Source organism: Neobacillus cucumis, assembly GCF_002860255.1.
Classification (GTDB): domain Bacteria; phylum Bacillota; class Bacilli; order Bacillales; family Cytobacillaceae; genus Neobacillus; species Neobacillus cucumis_A.
On record NZ_PGVE01000069.1, the window covers coordinates 93,787 to 110,870 of the forward strand.

The window sequence follows — 17,084 nt, forward strand, 5'->3', positions numbered from 1 at the left end:
AAAAGTTGAGCGCATTCAATCAAAATAAGTGCAAACGGAACGTCCTCTCCCATAAAATAGTAATATACTTGCCTGGGAGGAGAACTCGCTTTGGAAAATTCTCATCTTCATTTTAATACGACTATCGGAGTCAAGAAGCCGGAAAATATCCGGAACAAAAATCAAGCCTGTCCATTTTGCGAAAGAGACCAGCTTACAAACCTGATTGAGGTGGACGGTCCAATTATTCTTTTGAAAAATAAATACCCAGTGCTGGAAAATGCTTATCAAACGGTGTTAATTGAAACAGACGATTGCCATGGAGATTTATCGACGTATTCAAAAGAGCATCTTCATCGCTTGATTCAGTTTGGCCTGAGGTCTTGGTTAGAGATGGAGCAAACAGGCCAATATCGATCAGTCATCTTTTTCAAAAATCATGGACCGCTGTCCGGAGGGACCATTGCCCATCCACATATGCAGATTGTTGGGTTACATGATATTGATTATAGAGAAAAGACCACACATGATATGTTTGAGGGTCTTCTAATTGCTGAGAACAATGGTGTCCGGTTTACATTATCCACAAAGCCGCGTGTAGGCTTCTATGAATTTAATGTCGAAATGGGGGATTATGGGTATAAGGAGGAGTTTGCCGAGTATATTCAAAAGTCCGTTCACTATATTTTGAATCATTTTCCATTTAAGGCCACAAGCTATAATGTTTTTTTTCATCACCTGGACGATAGAATTTACGCAAAAATTGTCTCTCGCTTTGTGACCACCCCGCTTTATATTGGATACGGCATTCCTCAGGTCCCGAGTAATCTGGAATGGATGGCAAAAGAGGTAAGAAGGATTTATTTTTCCATCATGTAAATTAAACCAGCAGCCGGTTATAAGTTGAGATTTGTCGTTTTTCAAAATATAATGGAGGAATGGACAAGTTTTTTGTAAGGTGGAACGATCAAATATGACTTCAAATAGCAATACAACTTCAAAACTTGATTACAGCCTAGTTTTTATCTTAATCCTGCTTTTTCTAGCGAGCTGTTTCGCCATTTATAGTGCTCAAGCGAGCGGGCAATATAAGGAGAACTTTTTAATTAAGCAAATCGTTTGGTATGTGGTTGGGGCAGGCATTATCACAATGGTCATGACGCTTGATTCGGACCAATTGAAAAAATTAACCTGGTACGCATACGGATTTGGAATCTTCTTGTTAGCCTTTTTAATTGTCGCGCCTCCGAGTATCGCACCGGTCATTAACGGAGCTAAAAACTGGTTTAAAGTACCAGGGATAGGTTCCTTACAGCCATCTGAGTTTGTTAAAATCTTTATCATCTTAGGTCTTGCACGGACGATTGAACAGCATCACTTAAAAAATCCGGTTAAATCGATTCAAACTGATTTCTGGCTCTTAATTAAAATGGGTATCGTTACTATGGTTCCGTTGGGACTGATCATCAAACAAGACTTAGGGACATCGCTTGTATTTTTGTCTATATTGCTTGGAATGATTTTTATCTCCGGAATATCATGGAAGATCCTAGTGCCAATATTTACTTTCGGAATTTTAGTTATTGGTACGATCTTTTATTTTGTTTTGTGGAGTCCGGATGTTTTGGAAAAGTATCTTGGGGTTGGGGAATATCAGCTCCGCCGGATTTATTCCTGGCTTGATCCTTATAGCTATCAGGGTTCGGATGCTTATCAGTTGACGAAATCGCTCCTGGCCATTGGCTCTGGACAAACAGGCGGTAAGGGCTTCGGCAATCGTGAGGTCTATCTGCCTGAAAGCCAAACGGACTTTATTTTTAGCGTCGTTGGTGAGGAATATGGTTTTATTGGTTCTAGTGTGTTAATTAGTTTATTTTTCTTATTGATTTACCATATTACAAAGGTTGGTATGGAAACGAAGAATAATTTTTATACGTACATTTGTGTTGGTGTCATCAGTATGATTACCTTCCACGTGTTCCAAAATATCGGTATGACTATCGGCGTGCTGCCGATTACCGGTATCCCGCTTCCATTTATCAGTTACGGGGGAAGTGCCTTGATGGGGAACATGATGGCCCTGGGATTAATCTTCTCGATTCGTTATCATTATAAAAAGTATATGTTTTCGACAACGGCTTAAAAAAGAGCGGACAATGGTTCGCTCTTTTTTTGATGGGGAAAAAGTGGTTTGGGGCGGAAATATTTTAAATTCACGCGGAAAAATTTGAAAAGGACGCGGGATTAATTTGAATTCGTGCGGAAAAATGAGAAAAAGCCGCGGAAATCCAACCAAAAAGCGCGGAATCCATCTCAGACCGAGACCGCTTCCCATAAAATGCAAACAAAAAGGCCGCCACAAAGGGCAGCCCTACTACAACAGGTTATTTTTTCAAAAAGATCTTCTCCATATCATCCAGCATCAGATTGGCTGCAAGCACACCGCCCGCTGTATTCCAAATCGTATCACTTACCTTGTGCACTTCGCCCTTCTTAGCTACTTCCAAGTTCTTAAATAAAGGATCAGCAATCCATTCCTTTTCCAATTCAGAACCTTTGCCATCCCCCGTATCATAGGTGAAATAGAAAAGGATATCTCCATCCATCGCTGGAATTCGTTCCTTTGTCACATTTCTCTCTGCAAAATCATCCACATTTTGACTGTCCGGACGGGCAAAACCTAAATCATTTAAAATCACACCAGAAAAAGTATCCTTATGATAGATGCGAACCTCACCAGCCATAAAACGAACCATCGAGACCTTCATCTGTGTTTTATCCCCAAGCTCCTTCTTCAAAGAAGCCACACGAGAATCATAGTTTTGAATGACCTCATTCCCTTTTTCTTCTTTATTCAGTGCCTTAGCATATAATCTAAAGTTCTCTTTCCAATCACCGCGAAGTGTCTCGGCAAAAACAGTCGGAGCAATCGCACTTAACTGATCATAAATTTTTTCCTGACGCATTTTGTTCCCAATAATTAAATCCGGCTTTAAAGCAGCGATTGCTTCTACATTTACTTCACTTTCAAGACCAACCACTTTTACGCCTTTCATTTTATCCGCAATGTGCTTATACCAGGGATTACCCGTAAACGATTGAACAGCGCCGACAGGTTTCACTCCTAATGCTAAAAGAGCTTCTGTCCCTTCGTTTGTGAGAATGACGACACGTTTCGGTGTACCTTTAATCGTAGTAGAACCCATCGCATGTTCCACCGTATAGCTTTTTTCTTCCGTTGTCTTTGGTGCTTCACTTTTTTCCGTTGTTTTCTCATCTGTACCGCCACATGCCGCTAATAAAAATATCGCCATGAGAGAGAAGATAGAGAAAATCATTTTGATTGCTTTCATTTGTTTATGTATCCCCCTTGAATAAATAATTGATAATGATTTTCATTTACATTCCTATCATAAAATGCCTTTCAAGCACCTGTCAACAGTTAATTGAAAATGATTATCAAAATCATTGACAGTTATTATCCATAAAAGTAGACTAAAGGTAAAAGAGTTTGAAAGGGTTTCATATAGATGCTGGTAAAAAGTACATCCTTCAAATGGGCCGTCTTTATTGGTGCCGTTATCCTCATGCTGTTATTAATGTGTGCTAGTGTCATCTTTGGTTACACGGACACAAGCTGGAAAACGGCCATCGATGCCTACACGAATTACAATGGTTCAAATGAACATATTATTATCCAAACTGTGAGGGTTCCGAGAGCGTTAATAGCTGCAGCTGTTGGAGCCAGTTTGGCCATAGCAGGGACACTTATGCAAACCTTAACGAAAAATCCACTAGCGTCACCAGGGATATTTGGAATCAATGCGGGCGCTGGCTTTGTGGTTGTAGCAGCGATTACCCTATTCAAGGTAACCGATCTACAGGCTTTCAACGGGCTTGCCTTTTTGGGTGCGGCAGTTGCAGCTTTTTGTGTGTATGGAATTGGATCCTTTGGGAGAGAAGGGCTCACCCCTATGAAGCTTACTCTTGCTGGAGCAGCCATCTCGGCCATGTTTTCTTCTTTTACGCAAGGATTACTCGTCATCAATGAAGCAGCACTTGAGCAGGTGTTGTTCTGGCTGGCAGGTTCGGTGCAAGGAAGAAAGCTTGAAACACTTGGAGCCGTATTACCATATATCGGAATAGGCTGGGTGGGGGCCGTTTTAATTACTGGAAAACTGAATATCCTGTCCATGGGAGAAGATGTAGCGAAAGGACTAGGCTTACATATAGGGCTCGTTAAAATGACGATTGGTATATTAGTTATTCTTTTAGCAGGGGGTTCAGTAGCGGTAGCCGGGCCCATTGGCTTTGTCGGGATTGTGATCCCGCATATTACCCGAACAATCATTGGAATAGACCATCGTTGGGTCATCCCTCTATCCGGAATTCTTGGGGCAGTGCTGTTACTGGCGGCAGATATTGGTGCTAGATATCTTTTAATGCCCTCCGAAGTACCTGTGGGAGTTATGACCGCCATTATTGGAACGCCATTCTTTATTTACATTGCAAGAAGGGGGTTCAATGGCAGATGAGCAACTATAAAATCTTCCGTCCATTAAAGGGAAAGATATCTTTTTTAATTGATCGAAAAGCTGCACTTGTGTTTCTAATTTTGCTTTTTATTACCTTCATTGTTTTCGTTTTTAGTACTGGAACAGGGGATATGAAGATTAATCCGCTAACTGTAGTAAAAGTATTATTTGGCGGCGGGCCGGAAATGGAAAAACTCATTATCACTTCATTTCGCCTGCCCCGAATTATTGTTGCTTTACTTGTTGGAATATCTTTAGCATCAGCAGGGGCCATTTTACAAGGAATGATCCGCAACCCATTAGCTTCACCAGATGTTCTTGGAATAACAGGGGGAGCGGCTGTTGCGGTTGTTGGATTTTTAGCTGCATTTAGTGATAAAAATAATGCTTTAACTGTAAGTATTACCTGGCTGCCATTAGCGGCTTTTTTAGGGGCCGGGCTCGTTGCTTTTTTAGTTTATTTCCTTGCTTGGAAAAATGGTGTATCACCTATAAGGCTTGTATTAATTGGGATAGGGATTTCGACGTTAATGCAGGCCTTAACAACCTTAATGATGATTATGGGTCCCATTTATCAGGCCAGCCAAGCGAATATCTGGATTACGGGTACAGTCTATGGGTCCAATTGGAAAAACGTTGCGACTCTCTTGCCTTGGACCGTCATTTTCCTAATCATTTCCTTTATCTCAGCGCGGTCGATTAATATTCAAGAGCTAGGTGATGAGGCAGCAACCGGTCTGGGCGGCAAGGTCCAAAAACAACGGTTCCTTCTTTTAATGATTAGTACGGCATTGATTGGCAGTTCCGTTGCTTTTGCCGGAGGAATTGGCTTTGTTGGATTGATGGCCCCCCATATGGCAAGAAGATTAGTTGGTTCCTCTTTTGGGGCATTACTTCCAGTCTCTGCTTTATTGGGAGGGATCCTTGTTATGGTGGCCGACCTAATCGGAAGGACCATGTTTTCGCCATTAGAGGTGCCTGCCGGTGTGTTTACAGCAGGAATCGGTGCACCCTATTTTATTTACCTTCTTTTTAAAACGAGAAATGCATAAAAGCCTTTTGCCCAGCTTGCTGACGGGCTGCGTCACCAAAGTTGATTAATAAAGGAGTTGGCATCATGAAGAATGCAATCGAAACGAAAAATTTATCTCTTTCATATGGGGAAAGTCTCATTATTAAAGAACTGGATTTAGAGATTCCAAAGGGTGAGATTACCGTTTTTATTGGTGGGAACGGCTGCGGAAAATCCACGCTTCTTCGTTCCATAGCCCGTCTCCTAAAACCGAAATCCGGTGGAATTTTACTAGAAGGGAAGGAAATCGGAAAGCTTTCGACAAAAGAAATTGCTAAAAAGATGGCCATTCTGCCCCAATCTCCGTCAGCACCGGAAGGACTTACTGTTTTTCAACTGGTCAAACAAGGACGTTATCCACATCAATCCTGGTTAAAACAGTGGTCTGAAGAAGACGAAAAAAAGGTAGATGAGGCGCTAAAGGCAACCCGTCTTGAGCATTTAAAAGAAAGAGCCGTAGATTCTCTTTCAGGAGGCCAAAGGCAGCGCGCCTGGATTGCCATGACCCTGGCACAGGATACGGATATTATTTTATTGGATGAGCCCACTACTTACTTGGATATGACCCATCAAATTGAGATACTGGACTTATTATTTGAATTAAATGAATGGAAGAATCGAACAGTTGTTATGGTCCTTCATGACCTAAATCTTGCCTGCCGCTATGCTCATAATATTGTGGCAATCAAGGATCAGAAGGTTTATGCTCAAGGGGCGCCTGAACATGTAATAACCCGCAGTTTGGTCAAACATGTTTTTGATATGGATTGTGAAGTGACAGTAGACCCCTTATTCGGCACTCCTCTATGTATCCCTTATGGAAAGGGAAGGCGAATCAAGAATAAGGCGGTAGTAATGAATGGGTAACAATCTCTTAGAAGCGGAACTTACTCAACTAGAAAAATATAGATTCAGTTCAGATTTGCCTCAGTCCTTCATGGTCAAAGATCTGTTGAAGGATGAATACCTTAAAGACTTTTTAAAAAAATTAACTGCCATCCTCGGAGCGCCAAATGAAAAAGCGACAGCCTCTATTTTCATTAAACGGTACGCATTCGTCGCTGTCATGTCACTATATACGATGACGGCTTGGAATAAAAGACTGGATGTTTCGTTAAGTAATATAAAAATGGAATCTCCAAAAACGGGAGAGGATTGGCTGCCATCCTTTTCGTTAGTCAATGATAAACTACAACCATGGGATGGAACAAAGCGTCCTCACTGGCGTCAAGACATTGTTAAAAGTCTCTTTGCTGAAAACCTGGAATTGCTGATCAGAAAATTAGAGAAAACGGTGGGTATTTCAAGGCTCATTTTATGGGAAAATATTGCTGTTTACTTGTTCTGGCTATTTGAAAAAGAATTAAAGGACCATCCGAGTGCTCATGTTTTGGACGATTTCAACTATATGCTTTTTCAAGCAGAAGGAGGATTATTCGGCACCTACAAGCGTAATCCCCTTCTTAGATATTATGGGATGAAAACGAATATGGTAGAATGGAACGAAGAAGTACGAATTCGAAGTACATGTTGTTTTTCGTACCAACTGCCGGCAGGGAAACGCTGTAAAACCTGTCCATGTACGCAAATCGCCAAGGACGGAAGGTGTCAGGATGGAGAAGGAATTTACTGCTCAATTCGAAGCATTACTTGAAAAATATAGTGAGCTTTTGGTTGGGGAAAGTAAGGAAGATACAAAAGAAAAGGTGAAAGCATGGGCATTATACACACATATTGCCAAGTCTATGCCCGCTTTAGCCAAGCACTGGAATGAACTGTATCCCGATGCAAAAGAAGAGATGAAACAAATCGTTCAAGAAATTAAACAGCTCAATGAACAGCATCGAAATGCCAAAAAATAATGTGAAACGGCCATGCATGAACATGGCCGTTTTTTTATAGTTGATCATCTGTTTGATCTGATTGTCTGGCTCGATTATTAATATCTGTCATATCATTTTCTTGGCCAAACTCTGTAGCATAGCTCGGCTGACCAATGTTTTGACGGGGTGTATCTGTTTTGGACTCACCAATTCGAGCAAATAATAGTGGAATGCAGAGAAGTCCGCTCAGCCCAACAAGGCTATAAATAACTCTTGATAAAGCCGAATCTTGTCCGCCAAAAAGGGCAGCTACTAAATCAAATTGAAATAAACCAATTAGTCCCCAGTTAATAGCCCCGATAATCACTAAAACCAAGGCGATTCTTGATAAGGTTCTCATGCTTGTTCACCTCCTGGATTAGTAAATAAAGATATCGTTTCTAGCATGTGTAAAATCACCTGTCATCATTCAGGGCATAAAAAAAGAAAAACAGGCTGTTGGCTCAGCCTGTTTAACCACCTAACGTTTAAACTGACTATTCTGGCTGTTTTGTTTGTCAGTGTTTTGTTCTTCATTCCCTGGGCCAGCATTGCCTTTGACGCTGGCTGCACTAACAGCCGCTTTGGAAGGGTTCTTTTTCACTCTCGCCATTTATATCACCTCATGAATAGGATGCCCATCCAAAGCAAATTATGAGGCTGAAAAATGATGTTCAAAAAAATTTTAAAATTCCGCGTTTATTGATTGCACAAATTTTCGAAATATTTTATATTAATTAGTAGCGGGACTCATTCACATGTAAATTTTTTTTACTCTAAAAATGAATGAGTATTCATTCAAGAATTGAAGGGGGAGACAATGTTGAACCAATTGATTAAAAAAGCAGCTGTCCTTGGATCGGGTGTTATGGGATCAGGAATTGCTGCTCACTTAGCAAATATCGGAATTCCAACATTATTGCTGGATATTGTGCCGCGGGAATTAACGAAGGATGAAATAGCAAAAGGACTAACTTTAGCAGATAAACCAGTTCGTAATCGGATTAGCACACAAAATATCCAAAAATTATTAAAGCAAAAGCCTGCACCACTTACCTCTAAAAAGAATCTCGCCCTCATTGAAGCAGGCAACCTCGAAGACGATCTAGTGAAATTAAAGGACGTTGACTGGGTCATTGAAGTAGTCGTAGAAAACCTAAACGTGAAGAAACAGGTTTTTGAAAAAGTCGACCAATACCGCAAGCCTGGCAGCATTGTCAGCTCGAATACCTCTGGAATATCAGTTGAAGCCATGGTGGAAGGACGTTCCGATGATTTTAAAAAGAATTTCTTAGGAACACACTTCTTTAATCCACCTCGCTATTTAAAATTACTTGAAGTGATCCCTACTCAATATACGGCACCTGAAGTACTTTCATTCATGAAAACTTTTGGTGAGGATGTATTAGGTAAAGGTGTAGTCGAAGCAAAAGATACTCCAAACTTTATTGCCAACCGCATTGGTACCTATGGTCTGCTAGTCACCGTCAGGGAAATGTTAAAGGCTGGACTAAGTGTCGGAGAAGTAGATTCGATTACTGGTCCATTAATCGGCCGGGCCAAGAGTGCTACCTTCCGTACATTGGATGTCGTCGGATTAGATACTTTTTATCATGTGGCCGGTAATGTTTATGAACAAGTGGACGGAAAAGAAAAAGAAGTATTTGAAATTCCTGGATTTCTAAAGACAATGGTTGAAAAAGGCTGGCTTGGCAGTAAAACGGGCCAAGGGTTCTTTTTGAAAAAAGGAAAGGAAATTCTTGAGCTTGATCCCAATACATTAGAATATGGTCCGCGCAAAAAGCTTTCCACTCCATCGATCGAACTGGCTAAGCAAGAAAAAAGCACAGCAAATAAATTGAAAGCGCTTGTATATGCGAATGACAAGGCAGGGCAATTTCTATGGAGGACATTTACTGAATCCTTCATTTACTCTGCAAAGCTTTTAGGTGTCATTGCTGATGACATTGTTGCCATTGACCGGGCGATGAAATGGGGCTTTGGCTGGGAAATGGGACCATTTGAAGCGTGGGATGCCATCGGCCTGGAAAAATCGGTACAAAAGTTAAAAGAAGCGGGTGTTGAAGTACCGGCATGTGTCACTGACATGCTTGATAAAGGTCATACCTCTTTCTACTTAGAAGAAAATGGCGAGCAGTTTTACTATCATAACGGTCAATACCGACTTGTCGAAACCAATCCAAAGGTGATTGACCTTAAGAAAATCAAAAAACAAAGAGGTGTCATCAAAAAGAACAGCGGTGCAAGCCTAATTGATATCGGTGATGGTGTTGCGCTCTTGGAGTTCCACTCACCCAACAACGCGATCGGCCTCGACATTGTCCAAATGATGAACTATGCAGTGGATGAAGTCGAGAAAAATTATAAAGGTCTCGTCATTGGGAACCAGGGGAAAAACTTTTGTGTCGGTGCTAATCTGGCGATGATGTTAATGGAAGTGCAGGATGACAATATTTATGAGTTAGATTTAATTGTCCGCCACCTTCATAGCGCCTTATTAAAGGTGAAATATAGTTCGAAGCCGGTTGTTGCTGCTCCATTTGGGATGACTCTTGGAGGCGGTGCTGAGGTTTGTCTGCCAGCAGCTCATATTCAAGCCTCATCAGAAACCTACATGGGTCTTGTCGAAGTAGGTGTCGGCTTACTGCCAGGCGGAGGCGGAAACAAGGAACTTTACATGAAGCATTTAGAGAACCTGCCAAACGGCGTTCCATTTGATTTGCAAAATGTAGCCAATAAAGTATTTGAGACGATTGCAACTGCAAAAGTGTCAACTTCTGCAGACGAGGCAAGAGAAAATAATTTCTTACGTTCATCTGACGGTATCAGCTATAACAGCGACCATCTTATCTATGATGCCAAACAGGCCGTGCTTTCCTTGCACGAAAAAGGGTATAAACCACGAGTACGCAGGAAGGTTCCAGTCGTGGGAGAAACAGGTTATGCCACTCTATTATTAGGGGCAGAAGCCATGCGCCTATCTGGCTATATCTCAGAGCATGATTTAAAAATCGCCAAAAAGATTGCTTATGTCATTGCTGGCGGACGGGTGCCATTCGGTACAGAGGTCGATGAGCAATATCTATTAGATTTAGAACGAGAGGCTTTCTTAAGTCTGATTGCCGAGCCAAAATCACAGCAGCGGATGCAGCACATGCTTGTGAAGGGGAAACCATTAAGAAACTAATATCAATAGATTAAGAGAAAGCGAGGGAGCTTGCATGAGAGAAGCGGTGATTGTTGCCGGGGCCCGGACCCCGGTTGGTAAGGCAAAGAAAGGATCACTTGCCCATGTACGTCCAGATGACCTGGGGGCATTGGTAGTAAAAGAAACGTTAAAGCGTGCCGGTAACTATGAAGGAAATATAGATGATTTAATCATTGGCTGTGCCATGCCGGAAGCGGAACAGGGAAACAATATGGCCCGAAACATCGGGGCTTTAGCGGGGCTTCCTTATACAGTTCCTGCAATCACCATCAATCGGTTCTGTTCCTCGGGATTACAGGCCATCGCTTATGCTGCACAAGGAATTATGCTGGGGCATACCGAGACAGCCATTGCTGGCGGAGCGGAATCCATGAGCATGATTCCCATGATGGGGCATGTCGTACGTCCGAATATTAAACTCGCGGAAACAGCACCGCAATACTACATGGGAATGGGCCATACAGCCGAACAGGTTGCGCAAAAATATGGCATTTCCCGTGAAGACCAAGACGCCTTTGCCGTTCGAAGCCATCAGCGTGCCGCGAAGGCGATTGCGGAAGGGAAGTTCGTGGATGAAATCGTGCCCGTTGATGTAACCATTCGCACGGTTGGTAATGACAATAAACTGGTTGAAAAAACGATCCAATTTTCAGTGGACGAGGGGGTTCGCCCGGATACCAATTTAGAGACACTATCGAAGCTTCGTCCGGCTTTTTCCGTCACTGGATCCGTAACCGCAGGCAATGCCTCACAAACAAGTGACGGGGCAGCGGCCTTAATGTTAATGGATCGTGAAAAAGCAGAAGCACTCGGCCTGAAACCCCTGGTTAAATTTCGTTCGTTTGCGGTGGGAGGCGTTCCTCCTGAAATCATGGGTGTCGGCCCGGTGGTAGCCATTCCAAAAGCGGTTAAGCTCGCAGGCTTAGAATTATCGGATATTAACCTATTTGAATTAAATGAAGCTTTTGCATCCCAATCATTACAGGTCATTAGAGAACTTGGCTTAAATGAAGAAATAGTCAATGTCAATGGCGGTGCGATCGCCCTTGGACACCCGCTTGGCTGTACAGGAGCAAAGCTGACTCTCTCTCTCATCCATGAGTTAAAACGCCGTAACGAACAATTTGGCGTTGTAACCATGTGTATCGGCGGCGGAATGGGTGCTGCTGGAGTATTTGAATTACTATAAAAAAGTTAGGAGGAGTTTTTAATGGCTGAGACTAAAAAGATTGTTAAAGGCGGAAGCTTTTTAATTGAAGATCTCCCTTTTCAAGATATTTTTACACCAGAGGATTTTAATGAAGAGCATTTAATGATTGCACAGACAGCTTCTGAATTTGTGGAAAAAGAAGTGGTCCCGCAACTCGAGCACTTAGAAAACCATGAATTCGATCGGACTGTAAAATTGTTAAAGAAAATGGGGGAACTTGGTCTTTTAGCTGTAGACGTCCCAGAAGAGTTTGATGGTTTAGGTTTAGATAAAATCACTTCTTCTATTATTACTGAAAAAATGGCAGGGGCAGGTGGATTTTCGCTATCCTATGGTGCACATGTTGGAATTGGTTCCCTGCCAATCGTTTTATTCGGAAACGATGAGCAAAAGAAAAAATATTTACCTGCGCTTGCATCGGGCGAAAAAATTGCTGCTTATGCCTTAACAGAGCCTGGATCAGGTTCTGATGCACTAGGAGCCAGAACCACTGCCAAATTAAATGCAGCTGGGACTCATTATATCCTAAATGGTGAGAAACAGTGGATCACGAATGCTGGCTTTGCTGATATATTTGTCGTCTATGCCAAAATTGATGGCGAGCATTTTTCAGCCTTCATTGTGGAGAGAGGCTTTAAAGGAGTCTCAACTGGTGCAGAAGAAAAGAAAATGGGAATTAAGAGCTCTTCTACTCGTACATTGATCTTAGAGGATGTTCCCGTCCCTGTTGAAAATTTATTAGGTGAGTACGGAAAAGGCCACGTCATCGCCTTTAATATCTTAAATATTGGCCGTTACAAATTGGCGGTGGGCGCTATCGGCGGCTCCAAAAAAGCATATGATATGTCTGTTAAATATGCCAATGGCCGTCAGCAGTTTAAAACACCGATTTCGCAATTCAATTTAACAAAAGAAAAGTTTGGTACTATGGCATCAAAGATTTATGCAGCTGAAAGCTCAGTATACCGGACGATTGGTTTATATGAAGAAAACCAAGGGAAGCTTTCCACTGAAGAGGCAAAAGATCTTAAAAAAGTGGCAAATGCCATTGCTGAATATGCAATAGAATGTTCTGTGAATAAATTCTTTGCAAGCGAAGTACTGTCCTATGTCGTCGATGAAGGGGTACAAATTCACGGCGGTTATGGATTCATGCAGGAATATCCAATTGAAAGAGCCTACCGTGATGCCCGGATTAACCGGATTTTTGAAGGAACAAATGAAATCAACCGGCTTCTTGTTCCAGGAACTCTTGTGAAAAAGGCATTAAAAGGCGAGCTGCCTCTTTTCCAAAAAGCATTAGCATTACAAGAGGAATTAATGATGTTAATGCCTGAAGAACCTGGTGACGAGCCGTTAGCACAGGAAAAGTATTTAGTACGAAATGCGAAAAAAATTGCTTTACTGGCTTCAGGCTTAGCTGCCCAGAAATTTGGTAAGTCATTAGAAAGGGAACAAGAGATTCTAGCTAATATTGCTGACATCGTTTCAAATGTCTATGCAATGGAATCAGTTGTGCTTCGGACTGAAAAGGCGCTGGCAAAAAATGGCTTAGATAAGAGCAAGCAAAAGCTTCTTTATACACAAATCTTCTGTCAGGAAGCCTTTAATGAAATCGAAGCCACAGCTAAAGAATCGTTAGTAGCTATTGAACAAGGCGATACGCTTCGAATGATGTTATCATCGCTCCGTAAGTTTACCCGTCATCAGCCAATCAATGTGATCGCGAAAAAACGCGAAGCTGCTGATGTCGTTATTGCAGCAGAACGTTATACTGTCTAAAAATGCAGAAGCTCCGTCATTTGACGGGGCTTTATTATATTTTTAAGCAGAGAAGGAAAATATACAAAAGGTGTCGAATTTTACCTATTGGAGTACGGTCTATTAGGATTTTAACTGGCCATATGATAAAATTCTTATGAATGATAAGGATAGGGTGGTGAAACCATTGGCTTTAACTTTTTATTGGTATCCAAAATGCGGCACTTGCCGAAACGCAAAAAAATGGCTGGATGCACATCATCTTTCCTATGAAGAGGTACATATTGTCGAAAATCCACCTTCACGGGAACAGCTTCAGGAGCTTTACCAAAAGAGCGGCTTAGAACTAAAGAAATTTTTTAATACGAGTGGTTTAAAATACCGTGAATTAGGGATTAAAGAAAAAATGAAGACAGCAACAGAGGATGAACTTTTGGATTTGTTAGCATCTGATGGAATGCTAATCAAGAGGCCGATTTTGACCGATGGAGAGCGCGTTACCGTTGGATTTAAAGAAGAAGACTTTGAAACAAATTGGCTTGAGGCTTCTCATTCTAATTGATTAATACATATAAAACTGGAGGGATTTTTCAAATGGCAGCACCTAAAGAATTACGTTATTCTGAAGAACATGAATGGGTAAAAGTGGAAGGAGAAAAAGTCCGTGTTGGAATTACTGATTTTGCTCAGCATGAATTAGGCGATATCGTTTTCGTTGAACTTCCAGAGGTTGGCGCAGAAATTTCAGCTGATGAAGCATTTGGCAGTGTCGAATCTGTAAAAACGGTTTCTGAGTTATATGCACCAGTCAGCGGTAAAGTTGTGGAAGTAAACGAAGACCTAAGTGACAGTCCTGAGTTTGTTAATGATTCCCCTTATGAAAAAGCATGGATGATTGTCATTGAGCCTACTGATTTAAGCGAAGTAGATAAATTAATGACGGCTGAGCAATATGAAGCAATGATTAAGGAAGACTAATTTGTTAAAGCACCTATTTTATGGGTGCTTTTTCTCTTATTTCCACTCCTTTTCTAGTCCAGCCTGGAAAGACTAATCTTAAACCATATCGAAAAGGGTGGAAGCAAATGACATTAAAACAGCAAAAGATCGACGTAACCGACCGTGTGGTTGGAAAATTAAAAAATGGCGAAATCCAGCTCTTTCTTGAAAATGAATCCATTGGGAAAATTAAACTTTCCGATCAGATGCACGTCGAACTGGATCACCATTTTGAGGCCGAACAGCAAAAAATTTATCAAAATGTAACCGTAACTGAACAGCCGAATGCCAAATATACCGACTGTGATGAGGGTGGATGGTGTTAACATATTTTGAGCAAATATCTGTTTTTTAGCAGACATTTAATGGTATAGTGGATTTACTAACAAGAAGGCACACGAAATCAATATTTTAGAATATGTTAACATAAACAACTTTATATTACAGGTGATGGGATATGAATGATTCATATGTTGACAAAGTTCTTATTGTCGAAGGAAAATCCGATAAAAATAAGGTTAAGAATATTGTAAAGGAACCTGTAGAGATCATTTGTACAAATGGAACAATTAGTCACTCCAAGATGGAGGAACTAATTGATTTTCTCGAGGATAAGGATGTCTATATTCTTGTCGATGCAGATGATTCAGGTGAGAAGCTCCGCAAGAGATTTAAGCGTGAGTTTCCCCATGCTGAGCATCTCTATATTGACCGGATGTATCGGGAGGTAGCCACCGCACCTGAACATCACCTGGCAATGGTCCTTTTAGGGGCAAATATTGACGTACACACTGAGTTTTTAGAAATGAGTTAATGGTTATGAATGAATGGAATCGAACTGAGTTGGCTGATTTCCTCGAAGTCGAGGGGATCGGTCTGTTATATTTCTATACCCCTTTATGCGGCACCTGCCAGGTAGCGTCTAGGATGCTTCAAATCGTGGAGGAACTTGTAGATATTCCTATGGGAAAAATGAACCTAAATTTTTATCCGGATATGGCTGAGAATTTTGCAATTGAGAGTGTACCCTGCCTGCTGATGATTAAAAACGGCACGGTACAGGAAACCATATATGCATTTCATTCAGTCCCGTTTTTACTTGAAAAAATTAAATCTTATTTAGGGTGAGCAGATGCGCGAGGGAGTGCATCTGCTTTTTTATGGAATTGTGATTGTGCCCTTTGAAAGAGAAAAAGAAACGTGACGGTCACAAAAAAAGAAGATTGTGCCTTTTGAAAGGGAAAAAGAAACGTGACGGTCACAAAAAAAGAAAATTGTGCCCTTTGAAAGGTAAAAAGAAATGTGACGGTCACAAAAAAAGAAAATTGTGCCCTTTGAAAGGAAAAAAGAAACGTGACGGTCACAAAAATAGAAAATTATGACCTTTTCAAAGGGAAAAAATCCCCGAATGGTCAAAATAAAAATTAATTGTTACCCATCCAAGATAAAAAACAAAAGCAATGGTCATTAAAATGTGCATATACAGAAAAATGACCTAGTCTATTCAAAAAAGAAACCCTTTGTTTTTCCTGTACCATTAAAATTCTGTTGTAAAATCCTTCTAATTCTCTTTTTTGAATCTACCACCTCGCACCACTCAAAAACCTCATTCGTAGTTATCTTATGCTCCGGATAAAGAAGCTTTATTTCCTTTACAGTTCTGATAACAGCCTCATCAATCCCCTCCCGATGCCCACACACCTCACATTGCAAATGTCGATCATAACAGCAAACCTTAAATGAATGACAAGAAGCACAAATAACCCCTTTCTCGATCCTATCAATCGTATACTTAGCATACTTTTCATAAGGTGATTCCGTCTGATGCATAGCCACTAATTGCTCAGCTAAGTTCTTATGGCGGCCATTTAAAGTAGACATCTTTCTATTTAATTTATTCATAAAATGGGGGAGCTGACCAGGATAGATAATGGGTTTATTTAATGGGGATTGATATAAGTGGAATCTGGGGTTAATAAAAATGACATAGGCTTGTATCGCCACACGATATCCAAGATTTTGGAGAAGCTGGCGAAGAAGTGAATCACACCGCTCTAACTGCAACAGAGGATTCTTAATTTCTTTATTGTTGGAAAGTGTACAAAACCTTCCATTCTCATAATAGAAATCACCTTCATAATTTTTTACTTCAAACAGGTAAAACGGTTCTTGCATAATCATCAACGTATCAATCTGAAATTTACTGCCATTCGACTCAAGTAACAAGTCATTTAAGAGGTAACTAGGGCATTCCATCTTCTCTGTTAGCCTGTCAAACATTAGTTCACCCTCATAACCTTTTGTAAGATTATGAAAACGCTGATCATCTTTTTCTGCTAACTCCGTTCGAGCATTCAATGACCTTAAAAATTGTAATTCAAGCGTTTCTGACCGTTCCTTAAAACTCATACCACACATCCTTTCTATTTCTTCTTCT

At 41.0% G+C, this 17,084-nt stretch carries 20 protein-coding genes; 16 read left to right on the forward strand and 4 right to left on the reverse strand.

All coding sequences use genetic code 11. The annotated features are described in order from the left end of the window. Positions 1–90: 90 nt before the first annotated feature. Together CVD27_RS18950 and CVD27_RS18955 are read left to right on the forward strand one after the other, a co-directional pair. Positions 91–858: a DUF4931 domain-containing protein gene (locus tag CVD27_RS18950; RefSeq protein WP_101649467.1), complete on the forward strand. Its 768-nt coding sequence runs from the start codon at positions 91–93 to the stop codon at positions 856–858. 94 nt (positions 859–952) lie between these two features. Next, a complete protein-coding gene (locus tag CVD27_RS18955; protein ID WP_101649468.1) occupies positions 953–2,122 on the forward strand; it encodes an FtsW/RodA/SpoVE family cell cycle protein in 1,170 nt (389 codons plus the stop codon). A 241-nt stretch (positions 2,123–2,363) separates the two neighbouring features. Here CVD27_RS18955 and CVD27_RS18960 read toward each other — a convergent pair whose 3' ends face one another. After that, positions 2,364–3,332, reverse strand: coding sequence for an ABC transporter substrate-binding protein (locus CVD27_RS18960; protein ID WP_101649469.1), 969 nt, complete (start codon positions 3,330–3,332; stop codon positions 2,364–2,366). A gap of 177 nt (positions 3,333–3,509) precedes the next feature. On the opposite strand from CVD27_RS18960, the gene CVD27_RS18965 reads away from it, so the two are divergent. From CVD27_RS18965 to CVD27_RS18985, 5 genes are all read left to right on the forward strand, one after another. Then, a complete protein-coding gene (locus tag CVD27_RS18965; RefSeq protein ID WP_101649470.1) occupies positions 3,510–4,514 on the forward strand; it encodes a FecCD family ABC transporter permease in 1,005 nt (334 codons plus the stop codon). Then, positions 4,511–5,566 (forward strand): FecCD family ABC transporter permease, encoded by a 1,056-nt coding sequence (locus CVD27_RS18970; protein ID WP_101649471.1) that lies wholly within the window; start codon positions 4,511–4,513, stop codon positions 5,564–5,566. Before CVD27_RS18965 ends, CVD27_RS18970 begins: the two co-directional genes overlap by 4 nt. Positions 5,567–5,631: 65 nt before the next feature. Continuing rightward, positions 5,632–6,453: an ABC transporter ATP-binding protein gene (locus CVD27_RS18975; protein WP_101649472.1), complete on the forward strand. Its 822-nt coding sequence runs from the start codon at positions 5,632–5,634 to the stop codon at positions 6,451–6,453. Further along, a complete protein-coding gene (fhuF, locus tag CVD27_RS18980) occupies positions 6,446–7,240 on the forward strand; it encodes a siderophore-iron reductase FhuF (protein WP_101649473.1) in 795 nt (264 codons plus the stop codon). The genes CVD27_RS18975 and fhuF overlap by 8 nt, the downstream gene beginning before the upstream one ends. Further along, the gene (locus CVD27_RS18985; protein WP_101649474.1) at positions 7,200–7,448 is read left to right on the forward strand and encodes a DUF2573 family protein; all 249 of its coding nucleotides are present in this window, start codon (positions 7,200–7,202) and stop codon (positions 7,446–7,448) included. The genes fhuF and CVD27_RS18985 overlap by 41 nt, the downstream gene beginning before the upstream one ends. 34 nt (positions 7,449–7,482) lie before the next feature. On the opposite strand, the gene CVD27_RS18990 is transcribed toward CVD27_RS18985, so the two are convergent. Together CVD27_RS18990 and CVD27_RS18995 are read right to left on the reverse strand one after the other, a co-directional pair. Next, entirely contained in the window at positions 7,483–7,809 is a 327-nt protein-coding gene (locus CVD27_RS18990) for a DUF378 domain-containing protein (protein WP_101649475.1), read from the reverse strand. A gap of 120 nt (positions 7,810–7,929) precedes the next feature. Beyond that, positions 7,930–8,061, reverse strand: coding sequence for a YuzL family protein (locus CVD27_RS18995; protein ID WP_098529540.1), 132 nt, complete (start codon positions 8,059–8,061; stop codon positions 7,930–7,932). A 207-nt stretch (positions 8,062–8,268) separates the two neighbouring features. Here CVD27_RS18995 and CVD27_RS19000 point away from each other — a divergent pair, with 207 nt between their 5' ends. From CVD27_RS19000 to CVD27_RS28280, 9 genes are all read left to right on the forward strand, one after another. Next, a complete protein-coding gene (locus tag CVD27_RS19000) occupies positions 8,269–10,656 on the forward strand; it encodes a 3-hydroxyacyl-CoA dehydrogenase/enoyl-CoA hydratase family protein (RefSeq protein ID WP_101649476.1) in 2,388 nt (795 codons plus the stop codon). A gap of 34 nt (positions 10,657–10,690) precedes the next feature. Next, entirely contained in the window at positions 10,691–11,866 is a 1,176-nt protein-coding gene (locus CVD27_RS19005; protein ID WP_101649477.1) for an acetyl-CoA C-acetyltransferase, read from the forward strand. Positions 11,867–11,887: 21 nt separating this feature from the next. Further along, positions 11,888–13,669 (forward strand): acyl-CoA dehydrogenase family protein, encoded by a 1,782-nt coding sequence (locus CVD27_RS19010; protein WP_101649478.1) that lies wholly within the window; start codon positions 11,888–11,890, stop codon positions 13,667–13,669. Positions 13,670–13,835: 166 nt separating this feature from the next. Beyond that, a complete protein-coding gene (locus CVD27_RS19015) occupies positions 13,836–14,210 on the forward strand; it encodes an arsenate reductase family protein (protein ID WP_101649479.1) in 375 nt (124 codons plus the stop codon). A gap of 32 nt (positions 14,211–14,242) precedes the next feature. Then, positions 14,243–14,626: a glycine cleavage system protein GcvH gene (gene gcvH, locus CVD27_RS19020; RefSeq protein WP_101649480.1), complete on the forward strand. Its 384-nt coding sequence runs from the start codon at positions 14,243–14,245 to the stop codon at positions 14,624–14,626. 107 nt (positions 14,627–14,733) lie between these two features. Continuing rightward, the gene (locus CVD27_RS19025) at positions 14,734–14,973 is read left to right on the forward strand and encodes a YusG family protein (protein ID WP_101649529.1); all 240 of its coding nucleotides are present in this window, start codon (positions 14,734–14,736) and stop codon (positions 14,971–14,973) included. 131 nt (positions 14,974–15,104) lie between these two features. Beyond that, on the forward strand, positions 15,105–15,461 hold the full coding sequence (locus CVD27_RS19030; protein WP_101649481.1) for a toprim domain-containing protein: 357 nt from the start codon (positions 15,105–15,107) through the stop codon (positions 15,459–15,461). 5 nt (positions 15,462–15,466) lie between these two features. Continuing rightward, complete coding sequence (locus tag CVD27_RS19035) at positions 15,467–15,775, forward strand: thioredoxin family protein (RefSeq protein ID WP_101649482.1); 309 nt, start codon at positions 15,467–15,469, stop codon at positions 15,773–15,775. Between the two features lie 53 nt (positions 15,776–15,828). Continuing rightward, positions 15,829–16,029 carry a hypothetical protein gene (locus CVD27_RS28280; RefSeq protein ID WP_180960354.1) on the forward strand — a complete coding sequence of 67 codons (201 nt, stop codon included), beginning with the start codon at positions 15,829–15,831 and terminating at the stop codon, positions 16,027–16,029. A gap of 118 nt (positions 16,030–16,147) precedes the next feature. Here CVD27_RS28280 and CVD27_RS19045 read toward each other — a convergent pair whose 3' ends face one another. After that, the gene (locus CVD27_RS19045) at positions 16,148–17,056 is read right to left on the reverse strand and encodes a nuclease-related domain-containing protein (RefSeq protein WP_101649484.1); all 909 of its coding nucleotides are present in this window, start codon (positions 17,054–17,056) and stop codon (positions 16,148–16,150) included. Positions 17,057–17,084 lie beyond the last annotated feature (28 nt).